The organism is Micromonospora sonneratiae (assembly GCF_042679305.1).
In the GTDB taxonomy this organism is placed as follows: Bacteria; Actinomycetota; Actinomycetes; order Mycobacteriales; family Micromonosporaceae; genus Micromonospora_H; species Micromonospora_H sonneratiae.
In genome coordinates this window covers 260,322-274,261 of the sequence record NZ_JBHTMP010000001.1, presented here as the reverse complement: position 1 = coordinate 274,261, position 13,940 = coordinate 260,322, and the positions used below count along the sequence as shown (strand labels likewise).

General features: G+C 70.0%; 15 protein-coding genes. All 15 read left to right on the top strand.

Features of this window, described 5'->3' with window-relative positions; all coding sequences use genetic code 11:
- Positions 1-29 precede the first annotated feature (29 nt).
- The 15 genes from ACFQ4H_RS01305 (at position 30) to ACFQ4H_RS01235 (ending at position 13,938) form a co-directional block, all read left to right on the top strand.
- Positions 30-896: a branched-chain amino acid ABC transporter permease gene (locus tag ACFQ4H_RS01305; RefSeq protein ID WP_377565919.1), complete on the top strand. Its 867-nt coding sequence runs from the start codon at positions 30-32 to the stop codon at positions 894-896.
- Positions 889-1,953: a branched-chain amino acid ABC transporter permease gene (locus ACFQ4H_RS01300; protein WP_377565916.1), complete on the top strand. Its 1,065-nt coding sequence runs from the start codon at positions 889-891 to the stop codon at positions 1,951-1,953. The genes ACFQ4H_RS01305 and ACFQ4H_RS01300 overlap by 8 nt, the downstream gene beginning before the upstream one ends.
- Positions 1,950-2,729 (top strand): ABC transporter ATP-binding protein, encoded by a 780-nt coding sequence (locus ACFQ4H_RS01295; protein WP_377565913.1) that lies wholly within the window; start codon positions 1,950-1,952, stop codon positions 2,727-2,729. Before ACFQ4H_RS01300 ends, ACFQ4H_RS01295 begins: the two co-directional genes overlap by 4 nt.
- Positions 2,729-3,466: an ABC transporter ATP-binding protein gene (locus tag ACFQ4H_RS01290; RefSeq protein WP_377565910.1), complete on the top strand. Its 738-nt coding sequence runs from the start codon at positions 2,729-2,731 to the stop codon at positions 3,464-3,466. The genes ACFQ4H_RS01295 and ACFQ4H_RS01290 overlap by 1 nt, the downstream gene beginning before the upstream one ends.
- Complete coding sequence (locus tag ACFQ4H_RS01285; protein ID WP_377565907.1) at positions 3,459-4,952, top strand: FAD-dependent oxidoreductase; 1,494 nt, start codon at positions 3,459-3,461, stop codon at positions 4,950-4,952. The genes ACFQ4H_RS01290 and ACFQ4H_RS01285 overlap by 8 nt, the downstream gene beginning before the upstream one ends.
- Positions 4,945-5,664 carry a FadR/GntR family transcriptional regulator gene (locus ACFQ4H_RS01280; RefSeq protein ID WP_377565904.1) on the top strand — a complete coding sequence of 240 codons (720 nt, stop codon included), beginning with the start codon at positions 4,945-4,947 and terminating at the stop codon, positions 5,662-5,664. Before ACFQ4H_RS01285 ends, ACFQ4H_RS01280 begins: the two co-directional genes overlap by 8 nt.
- A 348-nt stretch (positions 5,665-6,012) precedes the next feature.
- Positions 6,013-6,552: a MaoC family dehydratase gene (locus tag ACFQ4H_RS01275; protein ID WP_377565900.1), complete on the top strand. Its 540-nt coding sequence runs from the start codon at positions 6,013-6,015 to the stop codon at positions 6,550-6,552.
- Positions 6,552-7,580 carry an LLM class flavin-dependent oxidoreductase gene (locus ACFQ4H_RS01270; RefSeq protein ID WP_377565897.1) on the top strand — a complete coding sequence of 343 codons (1,029 nt, stop codon included), beginning with the start codon at positions 6,552-6,554 and terminating at the stop codon, positions 7,578-7,580. Before ACFQ4H_RS01275 ends, ACFQ4H_RS01270 begins: the two co-directional genes overlap by 1 nt.
- A gap of 23 nt (positions 7,581-7,603) precedes the next feature.
- Positions 7,604-8,869 carry a CaiB/BaiF CoA transferase family protein gene (locus ACFQ4H_RS01265; protein WP_377565894.1) on the top strand — a complete coding sequence of 422 codons (1,266 nt, stop codon included), beginning with the start codon at positions 7,604-7,606 and terminating at the stop codon, positions 8,867-8,869.
- Positions 8,869-10,254 carry an MmgE/PrpD family protein gene (locus ACFQ4H_RS01260; protein ID WP_377565892.1) on the top strand — a complete coding sequence of 462 codons (1,386 nt, stop codon included), beginning with the start codon at positions 8,869-8,871 and terminating at the stop codon, positions 10,252-10,254. Before ACFQ4H_RS01265 ends, ACFQ4H_RS01260 begins: the two co-directional genes overlap by 1 nt.
- Positions 10,251-11,444 (top strand): RidA family protein, encoded by a 1,194-nt coding sequence (locus tag ACFQ4H_RS01255; RefSeq protein ID WP_377565890.1) that lies wholly within the window; start codon positions 10,251-10,253, stop codon positions 11,442-11,444. The genes ACFQ4H_RS01260 and ACFQ4H_RS01255 overlap by 4 nt, the downstream gene beginning before the upstream one ends.
- Positions 11,437-11,946 (top strand): FAS1-like dehydratase domain-containing protein, encoded by a 510-nt coding sequence (locus ACFQ4H_RS01250; RefSeq protein ID WP_377565887.1) that lies wholly within the window; start codon positions 11,437-11,439, stop codon positions 11,944-11,946. Before ACFQ4H_RS01255 ends, ACFQ4H_RS01250 begins: the two co-directional genes overlap by 8 nt.
- The gene (locus ACFQ4H_RS01245) at positions 11,946-12,374 is read left to right on the top strand and encodes a MaoC/PaaZ C-terminal domain-containing protein (protein ID WP_377565885.1); all 429 of its coding nucleotides are present in this window, start codon (positions 11,946-11,948) and stop codon (positions 12,372-12,374) included. The genes ACFQ4H_RS01250 and ACFQ4H_RS01245 overlap by 1 nt, the downstream gene beginning before the upstream one ends.
- A complete protein-coding gene (locus ACFQ4H_RS01240) occupies positions 12,371-13,516 on the top strand; it encodes an acetyl-CoA acetyltransferase (RefSeq protein WP_377565883.1) in 1,146 nt (381 codons plus the stop codon). The genes ACFQ4H_RS01245 and ACFQ4H_RS01240 overlap by 4 nt, the downstream gene beginning before the upstream one ends.
- The gene (locus tag ACFQ4H_RS01235) at positions 13,513-13,938 is read left to right on the top strand and encodes a Zn-ribbon domain-containing OB-fold protein (protein ID WP_377565880.1); all 426 of its coding nucleotides are present in this window, start codon (positions 13,513-13,515) and stop codon (positions 13,936-13,938) included. The genes ACFQ4H_RS01240 and ACFQ4H_RS01235 overlap by 4 nt, the downstream gene beginning before the upstream one ends.
- Positions 13,939-13,940 lie beyond the last annotated feature (2 nt).

Sequence of the window (13,940 nt, the reverse complement as noted above, 5' to 3'; positions counted from 1 at the left end):
CATAGTGTCCTGACTAGCGGAGGAGCGTCATGCGCCTTCTCGACCTCGCCGTGGACGGGCTGACCCTCGGCTCCGTGTACGCCATGGTCGCCATCGGCTTCCACCTGATCTTCAGGACGAGCGGAGTGGTGGACTTCTCCCAGGGGGAGAAGCTGGTCCTCGGCGGACTGATCGGCCTCACCATGTTGCAGCAGGGTGTGTCGATGTACCTCATCCTCGTCCTGGTCCCACTCATCGGCTTCGGCCTGGGCGGGCTCTACGAGCGCGTCGTCATCAGACCGACGCAGCGCAACGGGGAGACCGCCGTCATCACGGCCAGCGTCGGGGCCATGCTGTTCATGGCGTACGGCCACGTCCTCGTCTGGGGCGCCAACGGTGAGCCGTTCCCGGCCATCACCGCCGGTTCGGTCGAGGTCTTCGGCGCCGCCGTCTCGTACCAGAGCTTCTGGATCTGGGGAACCCTGCTGCTCGTCACCGTGCTGCTCTACCTCGGTGCCAACCACAGCCGGTTCGGAAAGGGCATGATCGCCGCAGCCTCCGACCCGGTGGCCGCCACGGCCGTCGGCATCAACGTGGCAGCCGCCCGGGTCGTCGCCTTCGCGCTGGCCTTCGGGCTGGCCGCGCTCGGCGGTGTGCTGGTAGCGCCGATCACCCTGGCTGGCGGCACCGTCGGTGCCCTGCTCGTCCTCAAGGGATTCACCGGCGCGGTACTCGGGGGCATCGACAGCCTTCCGGGTGTCATCGTCGGCTCGCTGCTGCTCGGCGTGGTGGAGAACCTGCTCGGCGGGATGTTGCCGAGCGGATACAAGGAGCCCCTCGTGCTGACCCTGCTGTTGGTCGCCCTGCTGGTGGTCCCCTCCGGGATCTTCGGACGTCGGGGGGCCCGCCTTGCCTGAGTCCCTTCGTCCCCTGCTGGCCTCCGGTGGTCTCCGCAGGGTCCTGCTCGGGCCCGCCCTGGTGGTACTGGTCGCCGGTGGATTCGCGGCGACCGCGCCGAACGCCTACAAACTCGCCGTTGGCGTCAACATCGCGGTGGCCGCCATCGCCGCCATGGGACTCACCATGGCGGTCGGCGGTGCGGGCCAACTCGCCCTCGGGCAGGCCGGCTTCATGGCCATCGGCGCATACGCCGTCGCCGTACTGACCCGGGGCAGTGAGAGCTTCCCCTTCCTGGCGGCACTGCTGATCGCGGTGGTGCTGGCCAGCGTCGCCGGCCTGGTGGTGGGCTACATCGCGCTGCGCCTCAAGGGCAACTACCTGGCGATGGCGACCCTCGCCACCGCGATGATCATTCACGCCCTGCTGCTCATCGACGGACCGTTGGGCGGCCCGTCCGGACTCGCCGCGATCCCGGCACCGTCCATCGCCGGATACGAGTTCATCGACCCGATGGCGCAGTTCCTCCTGGTCGCCGTGGCGCTGGTGGCCTGCTACCTGGTGGCCCAGCTCGTCACGGTGAGCCGGTTCGGTCGGGAGCTTCGTGCCCTGCGCGACGACGAGGTCGCCGCGCAGTCGGTCGGTGTGAACATCACCCGACGCAAGATCCAGATCTTCACCCTGTCCGCCGCGTTCGGTGGGCTGGCCGGTGGTCTGCTGGCCTCGATCCAGTCAGCCATCGACCCGGCCCTGTTCAACTCGAACGTCTCCATCCAGTTGCTCGTCATGGCGGTCATCGGCGGGCTCGGGCAGCCGCTCGGCGCGATCCTGGGCGCGGGGGTCATCCAGTGGATCACCCAGTCCATTCCCAGCGCCGGTGACTGGGCACTCACCGTACTGGGAGTGGTGGTGGTCCTGATGATGGCCTTCGTACCGAAGGGGTTCGCCGGTCTCGGGGCGATGCTGACGAGTCTGCGGGCGAGGGCGAAACGACGAAGCGGCAGGTCGGACCCTGACCGGTCGCCTACCCGTACCGGCGACCCGGATTCCGCATCCGTCCTGGAGGAAGTGGCATGAGCGCCACCAACACCGACGTACCCGCACTCGAGGCGCGGGGGCTGCTGCAACGATTCGGTGGTCTGACCGCTGTCGACGACCTGTCGTTGGTCGTACAGCCGGGTGCCATCACCGGGCTGATCGGACCCAACGGTGCGGGTAAGACCACCGTGCTGAACATTCTCGGCGGTCTGCAACGCCCGACCGCCGGTACGGTCCACGTCGACGGTCGGAACGTCACCGGGTGGAGTCCCGACCGGCGGGCCCGGTCCGCCCGGCTCGTACGGACATTCCAGACCATGCGCCTGTTCCCCACCATGACCGTGATGGAGAACGTGCTGACCGCGGCGAGCGCCGCGAATCCCCGGGGCGACGCGATGGCAGCCACCAGGGAGGCGGTGCACCGGCTCGGCCTGGACGACGTACGGGAGACGTTGGCGTCCACCCTGCCCTATGGCCGCCAGCGTCGGGTCGAGATCGCCCGGGCGATCTCGGCGCAGCCGAAGGTACTGCTGCTGGACGAACCGGCGGCCGGACTCAGTCCCCGGGAACGACAGGAACTCGCCGAGCTGCTGGGTGAACTCAACCGGGACGGCGTGGCGATCCTGCTCGTCGAGCACCACATGGACCTCGTCCACGCGGTCTGCTCCGAGGTCACCGTCATCGACTTCGGGCGGCCGATCTTCCACGGCACCGTCGCCGACGCCATGGCCGACGAGGCGGTGCTGCGGTCGTACCTGGGCCCCGGCCAGGAACTTCCCGACCCATCGCTGTCCGTGACGGAAGGGGCCGTCTGATGAGTACCCCGGAGACCAACGTGGACCAGCCGCTGTTGCGGGCCGACCAGCTCAGCTTCTCCTACGGTGCGGTCTGCGCACTGCGGGAGGTCAGCATCGTGGTCGACACCGGCGAAGCGGTCTGTGTCATCGGCCCGAACGGTGCGGGCAAGTCGACGCTGGCCCGGATCGTGGGCGGACTGGCCCGCCCCGCTTCGGGCACGGTCCGCCTCGCCGGAGCGCCGCTGCCGTCACGGTCGTGGAAGGCGGTGACCGCCGGGGTGGCCAGCGTGCTGGAGGGCCGCCGGCTGTTCCCGGACCTCTCCGTACGGGTCAACCTGGAGATGGGTGCCTACAGTCTGCGGTTGGACGCCGCTGAACTGGACCGTCGTATCGAACGGGTGCTGGCCCTGTTCCCGGCGCTGCGGGAGCGGATCGGCTACCGGGCGTCCCTGCTCAGCGGTGGCGAGCAGCAGATGGTGGCGATCGGTCGGGCACTGATCTCCGAGCCGAAACTGCTGGTCCTGGACGAGCCGACCATGGGCCTGTCGCCCAAGAACTCGGTGATCGTGTTCGAGGCGTTGAGCCGACTACGGGACGAGGGCCTGGCGCTGCTGCTCATCGAGCAGAACGCGAGCCTGGCGCTGCGGCTCAGCGATCGGGGCTACGCCCTGCGGCAGGGGCAGGTCGCGCACCACGGGACCGCCGCCCAGCTCGCCGAGGACGGTCTGGTACGGGAGATCTACCTTGGTGCCTGACCGGTCGGTGGACGTCGTCGTGGTCGGTGCCGGCGCGGCCGGCATCGCCTGTGCGGTGACCGCCGTCGAGAACGGTGCCCGGACCCTGTTGCTGGACAAGTCCGACGACGTCGGCGGTGCCCTGCACATCTCCGCCGGGCACCTGTCGGCGGCCGGCACCGATCGGCAGGCCGAACGCGGTATCGACGACGACTGGGCCAGGCACCGGGCGGACATCGACCGGATTAGCCGGGGTACGGCAACCGGCCCGCTGGTGGACCTGGCCGTCCGGGGCGCAGCCGACACGATGCGGTGGTTGGTGGACGACGGGTACGTCTACGCGCACTCCGTACCGAGGATCGTGTCCAGCCATGAGGCGTACAGCCGGCCACGCACGTACTACGGGCCGGGCGGTGGACAGGCGGTGCTGCGGGTACTGCGCCACAAACTGGACCGGGCGCTGGCCGGCGGACTGCTGGAACTGTCGCTGGGGTCGTACGTCCCGCGGCTGCTCCTCGACCCGGCCGGCGCGGTCGTCGGGGTGCAGGTACGCGCGGGGGACCGGCAGTACCGGGTGCTCGCCGCCCGGGTGGTGCTGGCCACCGGCGGATACGGGGCCAACCCGGCGCTGCTGGCCGACCTGGAGAGCCCGGCGTTGCGTACCTCCGCGTGGCACACCGCGACCGGGGACGGGCTGACCATGGCGGTCGCCGTCGGCGCTGATGTCGCGGGCCGGGGAACGTGGATACCCACCTTCGGTGGCCTGCCGGCGGACCCGGACGACGGTGGACGGGCGGCCTGGCCGGCCCGTCCGGTGCTGACGGCGGACCGCGTTCCCTGGGAGATCTACGTGGACCGTCGGGGCCGTCGGTTCATGGCCGAGGACGAGCCGAGCATCGACGCCAAGGAACGTGTCCTGACCGGTGTCGAGGGGATGACCTTCTGGCAGGTGCTGGACGCGCGGGCGGTGCGAGCCTCCCAACCGGTGGTGGGCGGCTGGACTCCCGGGGAACTGGCCGAGCGGGCCAACCGGCATCCCGGTGTCCACGCAGCGGACACCCTGGCGGGACTGGCCCGGTTGGCGGGTATCGAGCCGGACGGGTTGATCGCCCAGGTCCGGGAGTACAACGCGGCGGTCGCCCAGGGCCACGATCCAGTGTTCGGGCGGCGTAGTCTGCCCGCTCCGGTTCGGGAACCCCCCTTCTACGCCCTGGAGAACCACGGCACCACCCTGGTCACCTTCGCCGGGATAGCGGTGGACGTCGATCTTGCGGTGGTCGACGGGACGGGCCGGGGTCTTCCCGGACTGTACGCTGTCGGCGAGGTGCTGGGCGCGGCTGCGACCTGTGGCAACTCGTTCTGTGGAGGCATGCTGCTGACCCCGGCGCTGACCCTCGGTCGGCTGTTGGGGGCCCGGCTGGCGCAGACCGTGCCGGGTCTGCGCAATAATCCTCAGACAGAAGCGCGGAACGCCATGCAAGCGAGGGGGTCGCCAGGCGATGACTGAGGTCGAGGTTCCGAAGGTACCGGCGTACAAGGTGCTGGCGGACGCCCTCAGGAAGCAGATCCTCTCCGGCGAACTACGTACCGGCGTCCGACTTCCCAACGAGTCGGAGCTGAGCGCGCAGTACGGCGTCGGGCGCAGCACGGTGCGTGAGGCGCTGCGGGTCCTGTCGAGCCAGAACCTGATCGAGACGACGCGTGGGGTCACCGGCGGCAGCTTCGTCGCCGTTCCCGAACCGGAGGACATCAGTGCCCACCTGGAGATCGGGCTGGCGCTGCTGACGCTGGTCGAGGAGATCTCGGTCGAGCAGTTGCTGGAGGTACGTCAGCTGCTGGAGGTGCCGGCGGCCGGCAACGCGGCGCAACGGCGTACGAACGAGCAACTGGAGCAGCTGCGGTCGGCGGCCCTGGCGCCCCGGGGCAAGAGCGGGGACGTCGCCTATCCGCAGAACCAGGAGTTCCACCTGATTCTGTTGCGGTGCAGCGGCAACCCGTTGCTCGAGGTCGTCACGGCACCGGTGTTCCGGGTGCTGGAGACGAGGTTTGGTCGGGATCGTGGACCGGCCTCGTTCTGGCGCCGGGTCGACGAGGACCACCAGCGGTTGCTGACCCTGGTCGAGGCGGGGGACGCGGTGGCGACGATGCAGGCGATGCGGGAGCACCTGAGCCATCTGCGGGACGCCTACCTGCAGATGGACCGGCGACGCCGGCGCTGACCGGGGGTGGTACGTCGATGACGGGACCGGTTCTCCCGAGGCGGGGGAACCGATCCCGCCGACGCCTGGCGTACCTGTCGGTGGTACGGCGTCGGAGTCGGGCAGGGGTGTCCGGTCGCGGGATGCGCTGACTCTGGGGCCGTGCTGCCGACGATGGTCACTGTCAGTTGCTGTCCGCCGCTTTGCGCCTGTCCGATTTATTGGTGTTTCTTGGGGTTGGGCCACTACTCGTGAAGGCTCCCGGGCGGTCTCGGTGACGCCGGCTGTCCTCGTTGATCATTCCTCACCCTGGCCCTTGACGGTCTAAACATCAGATGTTTATGGTGAGCCGGACGCTAGGAGGTCACGATGGCCGTTCATCCGGCAATCCTCGGACGATTTTTCGACGACTACGTCGTGGGCGATGTCTACCAGCACCCGCTCGGTCGTACGATCAGCGAGGCGGACAGCACCTGGTTCACCCTGCTCACGATGAATACGAACCAGAACCACTTCAACGAGCACCTCGCCGGGCAGAACCCGATCACCGGTGGCCGAGTGATCGTGAACTCGGGCCTCACCGTGGCGCTCATCCTCGGGATCTCCGTGCTCGACATGAGTCAGAACGCGATGGCCAACCTCGGCTGGAACGAGATCCGTCTGACACATCCGGTGTACGTGGGCGACACCCTCTACGCCGAGAGCCTGTGTACCGCCAAGCGCGAGTCGTCCTCGAAGCCATGGGCCGGCATCATCACGATGCGTACCCGTGGACTGAACCAGCACGGCGACGAGGTCGTCTCCTGGGTGCGCTCGGTCATGATTCCCAAACGGGAAAGCGGACTCAGCCAGGGCTACTTCCCCGAGGCCAAGAACGGCCCACTCAGCCTCGAAACCCCCGTCTCCTGATGTCCGTCTGGATCACCTACGCCCCCTGGGGCGAGTCGCTGGCGGAGTTGACCGAGGCGGCACGTCAGGCCGAGCGCGCGGGGGCCGAGGTCGTCTGGGCGCCGGAGATGCACCGTTCGGCCACCATCTCGGCGGCGGCCCTGGCGGCCGGAACCGAGAGCAGCATGATCGGCACAGCGGTGACCCTGGCCTTCACCCGCAGCCCGATGATCACCGCTCTGGAGGCGATGGACATCGACGAACTGTCCAACGGGCGGTTCATCCTCGGACTGGGCACCGGGGTCCGGGGCGTCAACGAGAACTGGCACAACGTCCGGTGGGAGAGCCCGGTCCCGCACCTGCGTGAGACCGTCTCCGTCATCCGGCAGATCGTCGCCAACTCGCACCGGGGTGAGCCGATGCAGTACCAGGGCGAGTGCGAGCACCTGCGGATCGTCGGCTACCAGCGGCCGGCACCGCCGGTCCGGACCAGCATCCCGATCTACCTCGGCGGGGTTGGCCCGGCCATGACCCGGCTCGCCGGCCGGATCGCCGACGGCTGGATCAGCCACGAGTTGTGCTCACCGCTGGCGCTGCGCGAGACCGCACTACCCGCGCTGGAGCAGGGGCTGACCCAGGCCGGGCGTACCCGACGGGACCTCGAGGTCGTGGTGTCGGCGGTCTGCTCGATCGACGACGACCCGGCCACCGCCCGCCGCTGGGCCGCCGGCGGGGTCGGCTTCTACGCGACCGTCCGCAGCTACGCCGACTTCTTCGCGCTGCACGGGCTGGGCGAGGACCAGCAGCGGATCGTCGACCGGTTCGCCCAGGGGGACGTCACCAGCAGCTACCTCGGCGACTACGTGTCGGATCGGATGATCGACCAGCTCACCCTGACCGGCACCGCGGAGCAGGTCCGTCAGCGTCTCGCCGAGTACGAGGGGCTGGCCGACGCAGTCAAGCTCAGCCCACCGACCCACGGCCTCCCGCCGGAGGTCATCCGACAGGCACAGCAGCGGTTGATCGCCGCCATCGCCTCCTGGTCGTGACGTTCCAAGTTTCGGAGAACAGCATGAAACCACTGCAGGACGTACGGATCATCTCCCTGGAGCAGTACGGGGCCGGCCCGTTCGGCAGCGTGCACCTCGCCGACCTCGGCGCGGAGATCATCAAGATCGAAGACCCCGGGGTCGGCGGCGATGTGGGACGGTACGTGCCGCCGTACGCCCAGGGCGAGGACTCGCTGTTCTTCGAGACCTTCAACCGCAACAAGCGCAGTCTCTCGCTGGACCTCACCTCCGAGGCCGGGCGCGAGATCTTCGAGGAACTGGTCCGCCGCAGCGACGTCGTCTACTCGAACCTGCGTGGTGACGTACCGGCCAAGATGCGGATCCGGTACGACGACCTGAAGCATCTCAACCCGGCGATCGTCTGTTGCAGCCTGACCGGCTTCGGCATGACCGGTCCCCGGGCCGCCGAGCCGGGCTACGACTACATCCTCCAGGGGCTGGCCGGGTGGATGAGCCTCACCGGTGACCCGGACGGGCCGCCCACCAAGTCCGGGCTCTCCCTCGTCGACTACTCGGGCGGCTTCGTCGCCGCGATCAGCCTGCTGGCCGGCCTGCACGCGGCACGTCGCGACGGCATCGGCGGCGACTGTGACGTCTCGCTCTACGACACGGCGGTCTCCATGTTGACCTATCCGGCCACCTGGCACCTCAACGAGGGCTACCGCCCCGCCCGCACCCGCAACTCGGCCCACCCGTCCCTGGTGCCGTTCCAGCTCTTCCAGGCCCGGGACACCTGGTTCGTGGTCGGCTGCGCCAAGGAGAAGTTCTGGCAGCGGCTGACCACCGTGATCGGCCGGCCCGACCTGGCGACCGACAGCCGTTTCGCCACCTTTGCACAGCGGCAGCGCAACAGTGAGGAACTGTTGGCCGAACTGGACAGGATCTTCGCCGAGGAGACCGCCGAGCACTGGCTGTCCCTGTTCGGTCCGGCCGGTGTGCCATGCGGCCCGGTGAACGACGTCGAACAGGCGTTGCGGGAACCGCACACGGTGGCCCGGGGACTCGTCGTCGAGACCGAGCATCCCAACCTGGGCACCGTACGGCAGGTCGCCTCCCCGGTCCGGTTCGGCACCGAGACCCCGACCTACCGCCGCGCACCGTTGCGCAACGAGGACTTCGACCTCGTCACGCGGGAGATCCTGAACCTCGACCCGACCCGGGTCGAGGAGCTGGCCGCCCGGGGCGCCTTCGGTCCCGACGGTGTCCGGAAGCCGGCGAAGACAGCCGGGGGCGCCCGGGCGGCGGCTGGCAGCGGAACGAGCCTCTGATGAGCGTGGCCAGCGAACTTGCCGGCTGGGTACGCGGGCTGCGCCCGGCCGAGGTGCCCGACGCCGTCGCGACCCGGGCCAAGCAGCACCTGCTCGACGGAGTCGGCACCGCGGTTGCCGCCAGCCGGTACGGAGCCGGAAGACCCGCCACCGTAGTGGCAGCGGCTCTCGGTGGTCCCGCCGAGGCGACCCCGCTCACCAGCAGCGACCTGCTCTCCGCGCCGGCTGCCGCACTGGCCACCGGGGTGCTGGTCCACGCGCTCGACTTCGACGACACCCATGCCGGTGGGCTGGTGCACGCCACTGCGGTGACCCTACCGGCGGCGTTCGCCGTGGGACAGCAGACCGGTGCCACCGGTGCGGAAATCCTGCTGGCGGCGGTCGCCGGCTACGAGAGCGTCTGCCGGCTCGGTGCCGGTAGCCCGCACGGCTTCCACACCCGGGGAATGCACGCCACCTCGGTCTGCGGCACCGTCAGCGCCGCCCTGGTCGCCGGTAAGCTGCTCGACCTGCCCGCCGAGGTGCTGGTCGACGCGGTCGGCATCGCCGGATCGACCAGCGGTGGCCTGCTGGAGTTCCTCGACACCGGGGCCGACACCAAGACCCTGCACCCGGGACTGGCCTCGATGAACGGGATCATCGCCGCCCGGCTGGCGGCAGCCGGGGCCAGCGGCCCGGACACCGCCATCGAGGGACGTAACGGGCTCTACGCGACCCTGTCGGCCCGACCCGCCGACCCGAGCCGCGTCACCGGAGAACTCGGGCAACGCTGGGAGACCCTGGCGATCACCATCAAGCCGTACCCGGCCTGCCAGCTCATCCACGTCACCCTCGACGCGGTCGCGGCAGCGGTGTCCGGCGACCGGATCGAGCCGGTCGACATCGAGCAGATCACCGTCTGGGTAAATCCGGACAGCGCCGCGATCGTCTGCGGTGACGGCCCGGAGAAGGTCCAGCCCCGTACCGCGTACGACGCGAAGTTCTCGTTGCCGTGGAGCGTCGCCGCGCTACTGCACGACGGCGCGATCACCGTACGGACCTATACCGCCGCGTCCATCGCCCGGCCCGAGGTGGCGGCCACCGCAGACCGGGTCGAGGTACGGGTCGCCGCCCTGCGTGACGGTCCCGCCGCTGACGCGCCCGGCCGGGCCGAGATCCGGCTGTCCGACGGCCGGATCTCGCGGGGCGAGGTCACCGGCAGCCGGGGTGGTCCGAACACGCCCCTGACCGAGCGGGAACTGGTCGACAAGTTCCGGGCCAACTGTGGCGACCATCCCGCCGTCACCGAACTCGCGGACCTGCTCCTCACGCTCGAGCAGCAGGTCGACATCGAACGCATCAACAGGCTCGTGACCGAGATCGCACGAGAAGGAGACCCCGCATGACAGCCGTGCGCGACATTCGCCCGGAGAGCTTCCCCTGGTTCCGATACGACGGGTACACGTTCTCGCTCGGGCTGACCGACGACACCACCGCCTGGCTGTCCGGGCACTCGGCCTCCGAGTACGACCCGCAGAGCCAGCGGATCGTGGTCAGGGGCGGGATGGGGGAGCAGACCGAGACCGCGTACGCCAAGATCGGCGCGATCCTGGCGGCAGCCGGGCTCGACTACGGTGACGTCGTACGGGTCGTCGAGAACGTGACCCGGGCCGGCCTCGACCACTACCAGGAGGCGGTCGAGGTCCGCCAGCGGATCTTCGGCGAGCACCGCCCCACGGTCGTCACGGTCGCCGTCGACCGGCTACTGCGCCCGGCCGCCTTCATCGAGATCGAGGTCACCGCGACCCGGGGCGGGGGCACCCCGCTCATCGTCGGTGACGACGGCGGTCTGCGGCGCGACACCGTACGGGAGGGCGGCGACGGAACCGTCTACCTGCCGACCATGCTGCCGATCGACGACAACGGCGAGATCGTCGCCGAGGGCGACTTCGGCGGGCAGTACCGGTACTGCCTGGAGCGGGCCGGCAGCCTGCTGGAGCAGGTCGGGCTCGACCTCAGCCACGTCGTCAAAACCGTCGACTTCAGCACCCCCGCGACCCGCGACGTCTACCGGCGTACCGGCCGGCCGCGTCAGGAACTGCTCGGCCCGGTCTACCCGGGCGCGGCCGGCATCCTGATGGACCGGTTGCACGCCCCCGGAGTGCTGGTGGCCATCGACGTCATCGCCTCCCGGCACCGGCCGGTCGCGGTGAACCCCGGCTGGTCCCGGTACGACACGCTCACCTACAACCCGGCGGTACGCGCCGGTCGTACCCTGTTCATGTCCGGCTTCGCCGCCCTCGACCCCGAGACCCAGCAGGCGGTGTACCCGGGGGACGTGATCGCCCAGACCGAGTACACCTACGAGTCGATCCTGAAGGTCCTCGCCGCCGCCGGTGCCGGACCGGAGCACCTGGTCAAGACCATCGAGTACGTCTGCCCGGAGGGCCTGGCCGACTACCGGGGCGTTGCGGCGGTACGGGAGCGGCTGCTACGCGCGCCGTGGCCGGCCTCGACCGGTGCGATCTGCGCGGGACTGCTGCGGCCCGAGTTCCTGATCGAGGTCGACCCGATGGCGGTGCTCACCAGTGACTGAGCAAACCGGACTGTTGACCGACGCGTTGCGGGCGCGGATCGGCGAGACCCGCACCTACACCGCGCCGGAGGAGATCGGCCGAGCCGCGATCCGCTACTTCGCGCTGGCCGTCGGCGACGACAATCCGCTGTACACCGACGCGGAGTACGCCCGCCGGCACGGCCATTCCGACGTGGTCGTCCCGCCGACGCTGATCTTCGAGACGAACCAGTACGCGGGCCTGCCCCGCGACGACGTCGGCTACGCCGGCCACAGCTGGGACCTGGACGTGCCCGGCACCAGCCTGGTCCGGGGCGGCAACACGTACACGTTCCACCAGGCGGCCGGGCCGGACACCGTACTGCACGTCACCTGGCGGCTGGCCGACATGCAGGAACGCACCAACCGGGGCGGTCGACAGATGTTGATCGTCTCCTCGGAGGCCAGCTACCGGGACCAGCACGACACCCTGCTGGCGGTCAACGTCGAAACCCTGATCTACGCCGCGACAGGAGCCGAGTGATGACCTCCACCCCGGACGCGGTCCGGCTCCGGGCCGGTGGCGTCGCCGTGCCGCCACTGATCCGCCGGATCGAACTACCCGACATGATCGCCTACGCCGGGGCGACGTGGGACTGGCACCGGCTGCACTACGACCTGCCGTTCGTACGGTCGGCGGGGTTCACCGCCCCCGTGGTGGACGGCCAGGTACTCGGCGCGCTGCTGGCCGAGTGTCTCCAGGACTGGCTGGGACCCCGGGCCGTGCTGCGCCGGCTGGCGTTCCGGTTCACCACCCCGGTGCTGGCCGGGCAGACCGTACGGTGCGAAGGGGCGACCGAGCCCAGCGAAGGACCGGACATCACCGTCAAGCTGCGCGTCGTCATCGTCGACACGGAGGGCGCGACCGTCGCGGTGGCCGCCACCAGCGACGCCCTGGTGAGCCTGGCATGAGTACGGATGTGGCGATCGTGGGTGTCGCCGAATCCGACCTCGGGATCACCAACCGTTCGATCCTGGGTCTACAGGCCCAGGCGATCACCCGGGCTCTCGACGACGCCGGCCTGACCCTGGCCGACGTCGACGGCGTCGCCACGAGCGGCGTGTCCCGGTTCTCGGCCACCCAGGTGGCCGAGTACCTGGGCCTGACCCCCGGCTGGACCGACTCCACCTTCGCCGGGGGATGCGCCTACGAGATGTACCTCGCCCGGGCCGCCCAGGCGATCGCGGCCGGACAGGCCAGCACGGTGGTCATCTCGTTCGCCTCCAACCAGCGGTCGGCCCGGTCCCGGAAGCTGGGCGGAGCCTACGAGGCGCACACCCCGGAGGCCCAGTTCGAAGCCCCGTACGGACCGCTCTACCCGATCTCGTACTACGCGATGGCCGCCCAGCGTTACCTGTACGAGTACGGGCTCGACCGGGCCGACCTGGCCCAGGTCGCCGTCCTGGCCCGGCAGTGGGCGCAGCTCAACCCGGCGGCGTTCCGCTACGCCGCCGGTCCGCTGACCGTCGAGGACGTGCTGACCTCGCCGATGGTCTCCAGCCCGTTGACCACCGCCGACTGTTGCCTGGTCACCGACGGCGGCGGCGCGGTCGTGGTCACCTCCCTGGACCGGGCACGGCACCTGCGTCGACCGCCGGTACGGCTGCTCGGCTACGGCGAGTCGACCACCAACACGTCGATGAGTCAGGCCGCCCTGCTGCCCACCGGCGCCGTGGCCAGCGGCCGGACGGCATTTGTCCGGGCTGGCCTGACCCCGGCCGACGTCGACGTCATCCAGTTGTACGACTCGTTCACCATCACGGTGCTGCTCAGCCTGGAGGCGCTCGGCTTCTGTGCGCCCGGCGAGGCGGCCCACCTGGTCGCCTCCGACCGGGTACGCCCCGGTGGGGACCTCGGCCTCAACACCAGCGGCGGCGGACTGTCCTATTGCCACCCCGGGCAGTTCGGGGTGCTGCTGCTGGTGGAGGCGGTACGGCAGTTGCGGGGCGAGGCCGGCGTCCGCCAGGTCCCCGGCGCGCAGGTGGCGCTGGCCCACGGCACCGGCGGCATCCTCTCCGCCCACGCGACGGTGATCCTGGGGGTGGACCGATGAGTTCGGGTTTTCCGTTGCCGGTGCCGGACGAGGTCACCGAGCCGTGGTGGGCGGCCACCCGGGAGCGCCGGCTGCTGTTGCAGACCTGCCGGCGGTGCCGGTCCAGCCAGCACTATCCCCGGGCCGTCTGCATCAGCTGTGGCCACGACGACCTCGGTTGGGTGCAGAGTGCCGGTGCCGGTGTCGTCGACAGCTTCACGGTGGTGCACCGCGCCCCGGTGTCTGGCGTGACCGTGCCGTACGTCATCGCCCGGGTCCGGCTCGACGACGGGCCGGTGCTGCTCACCCGGATCGAGGGAGCGGACGAGGCCGAACTCGGCTGCGATCGGCCGGTCACCCTGGGCTGGTCACCGCTGCCTGACGGGCACCACCTACCGATCTTCCATCTCGCCGACGCACCCGACCCCCGCCAGGAGAACTGACC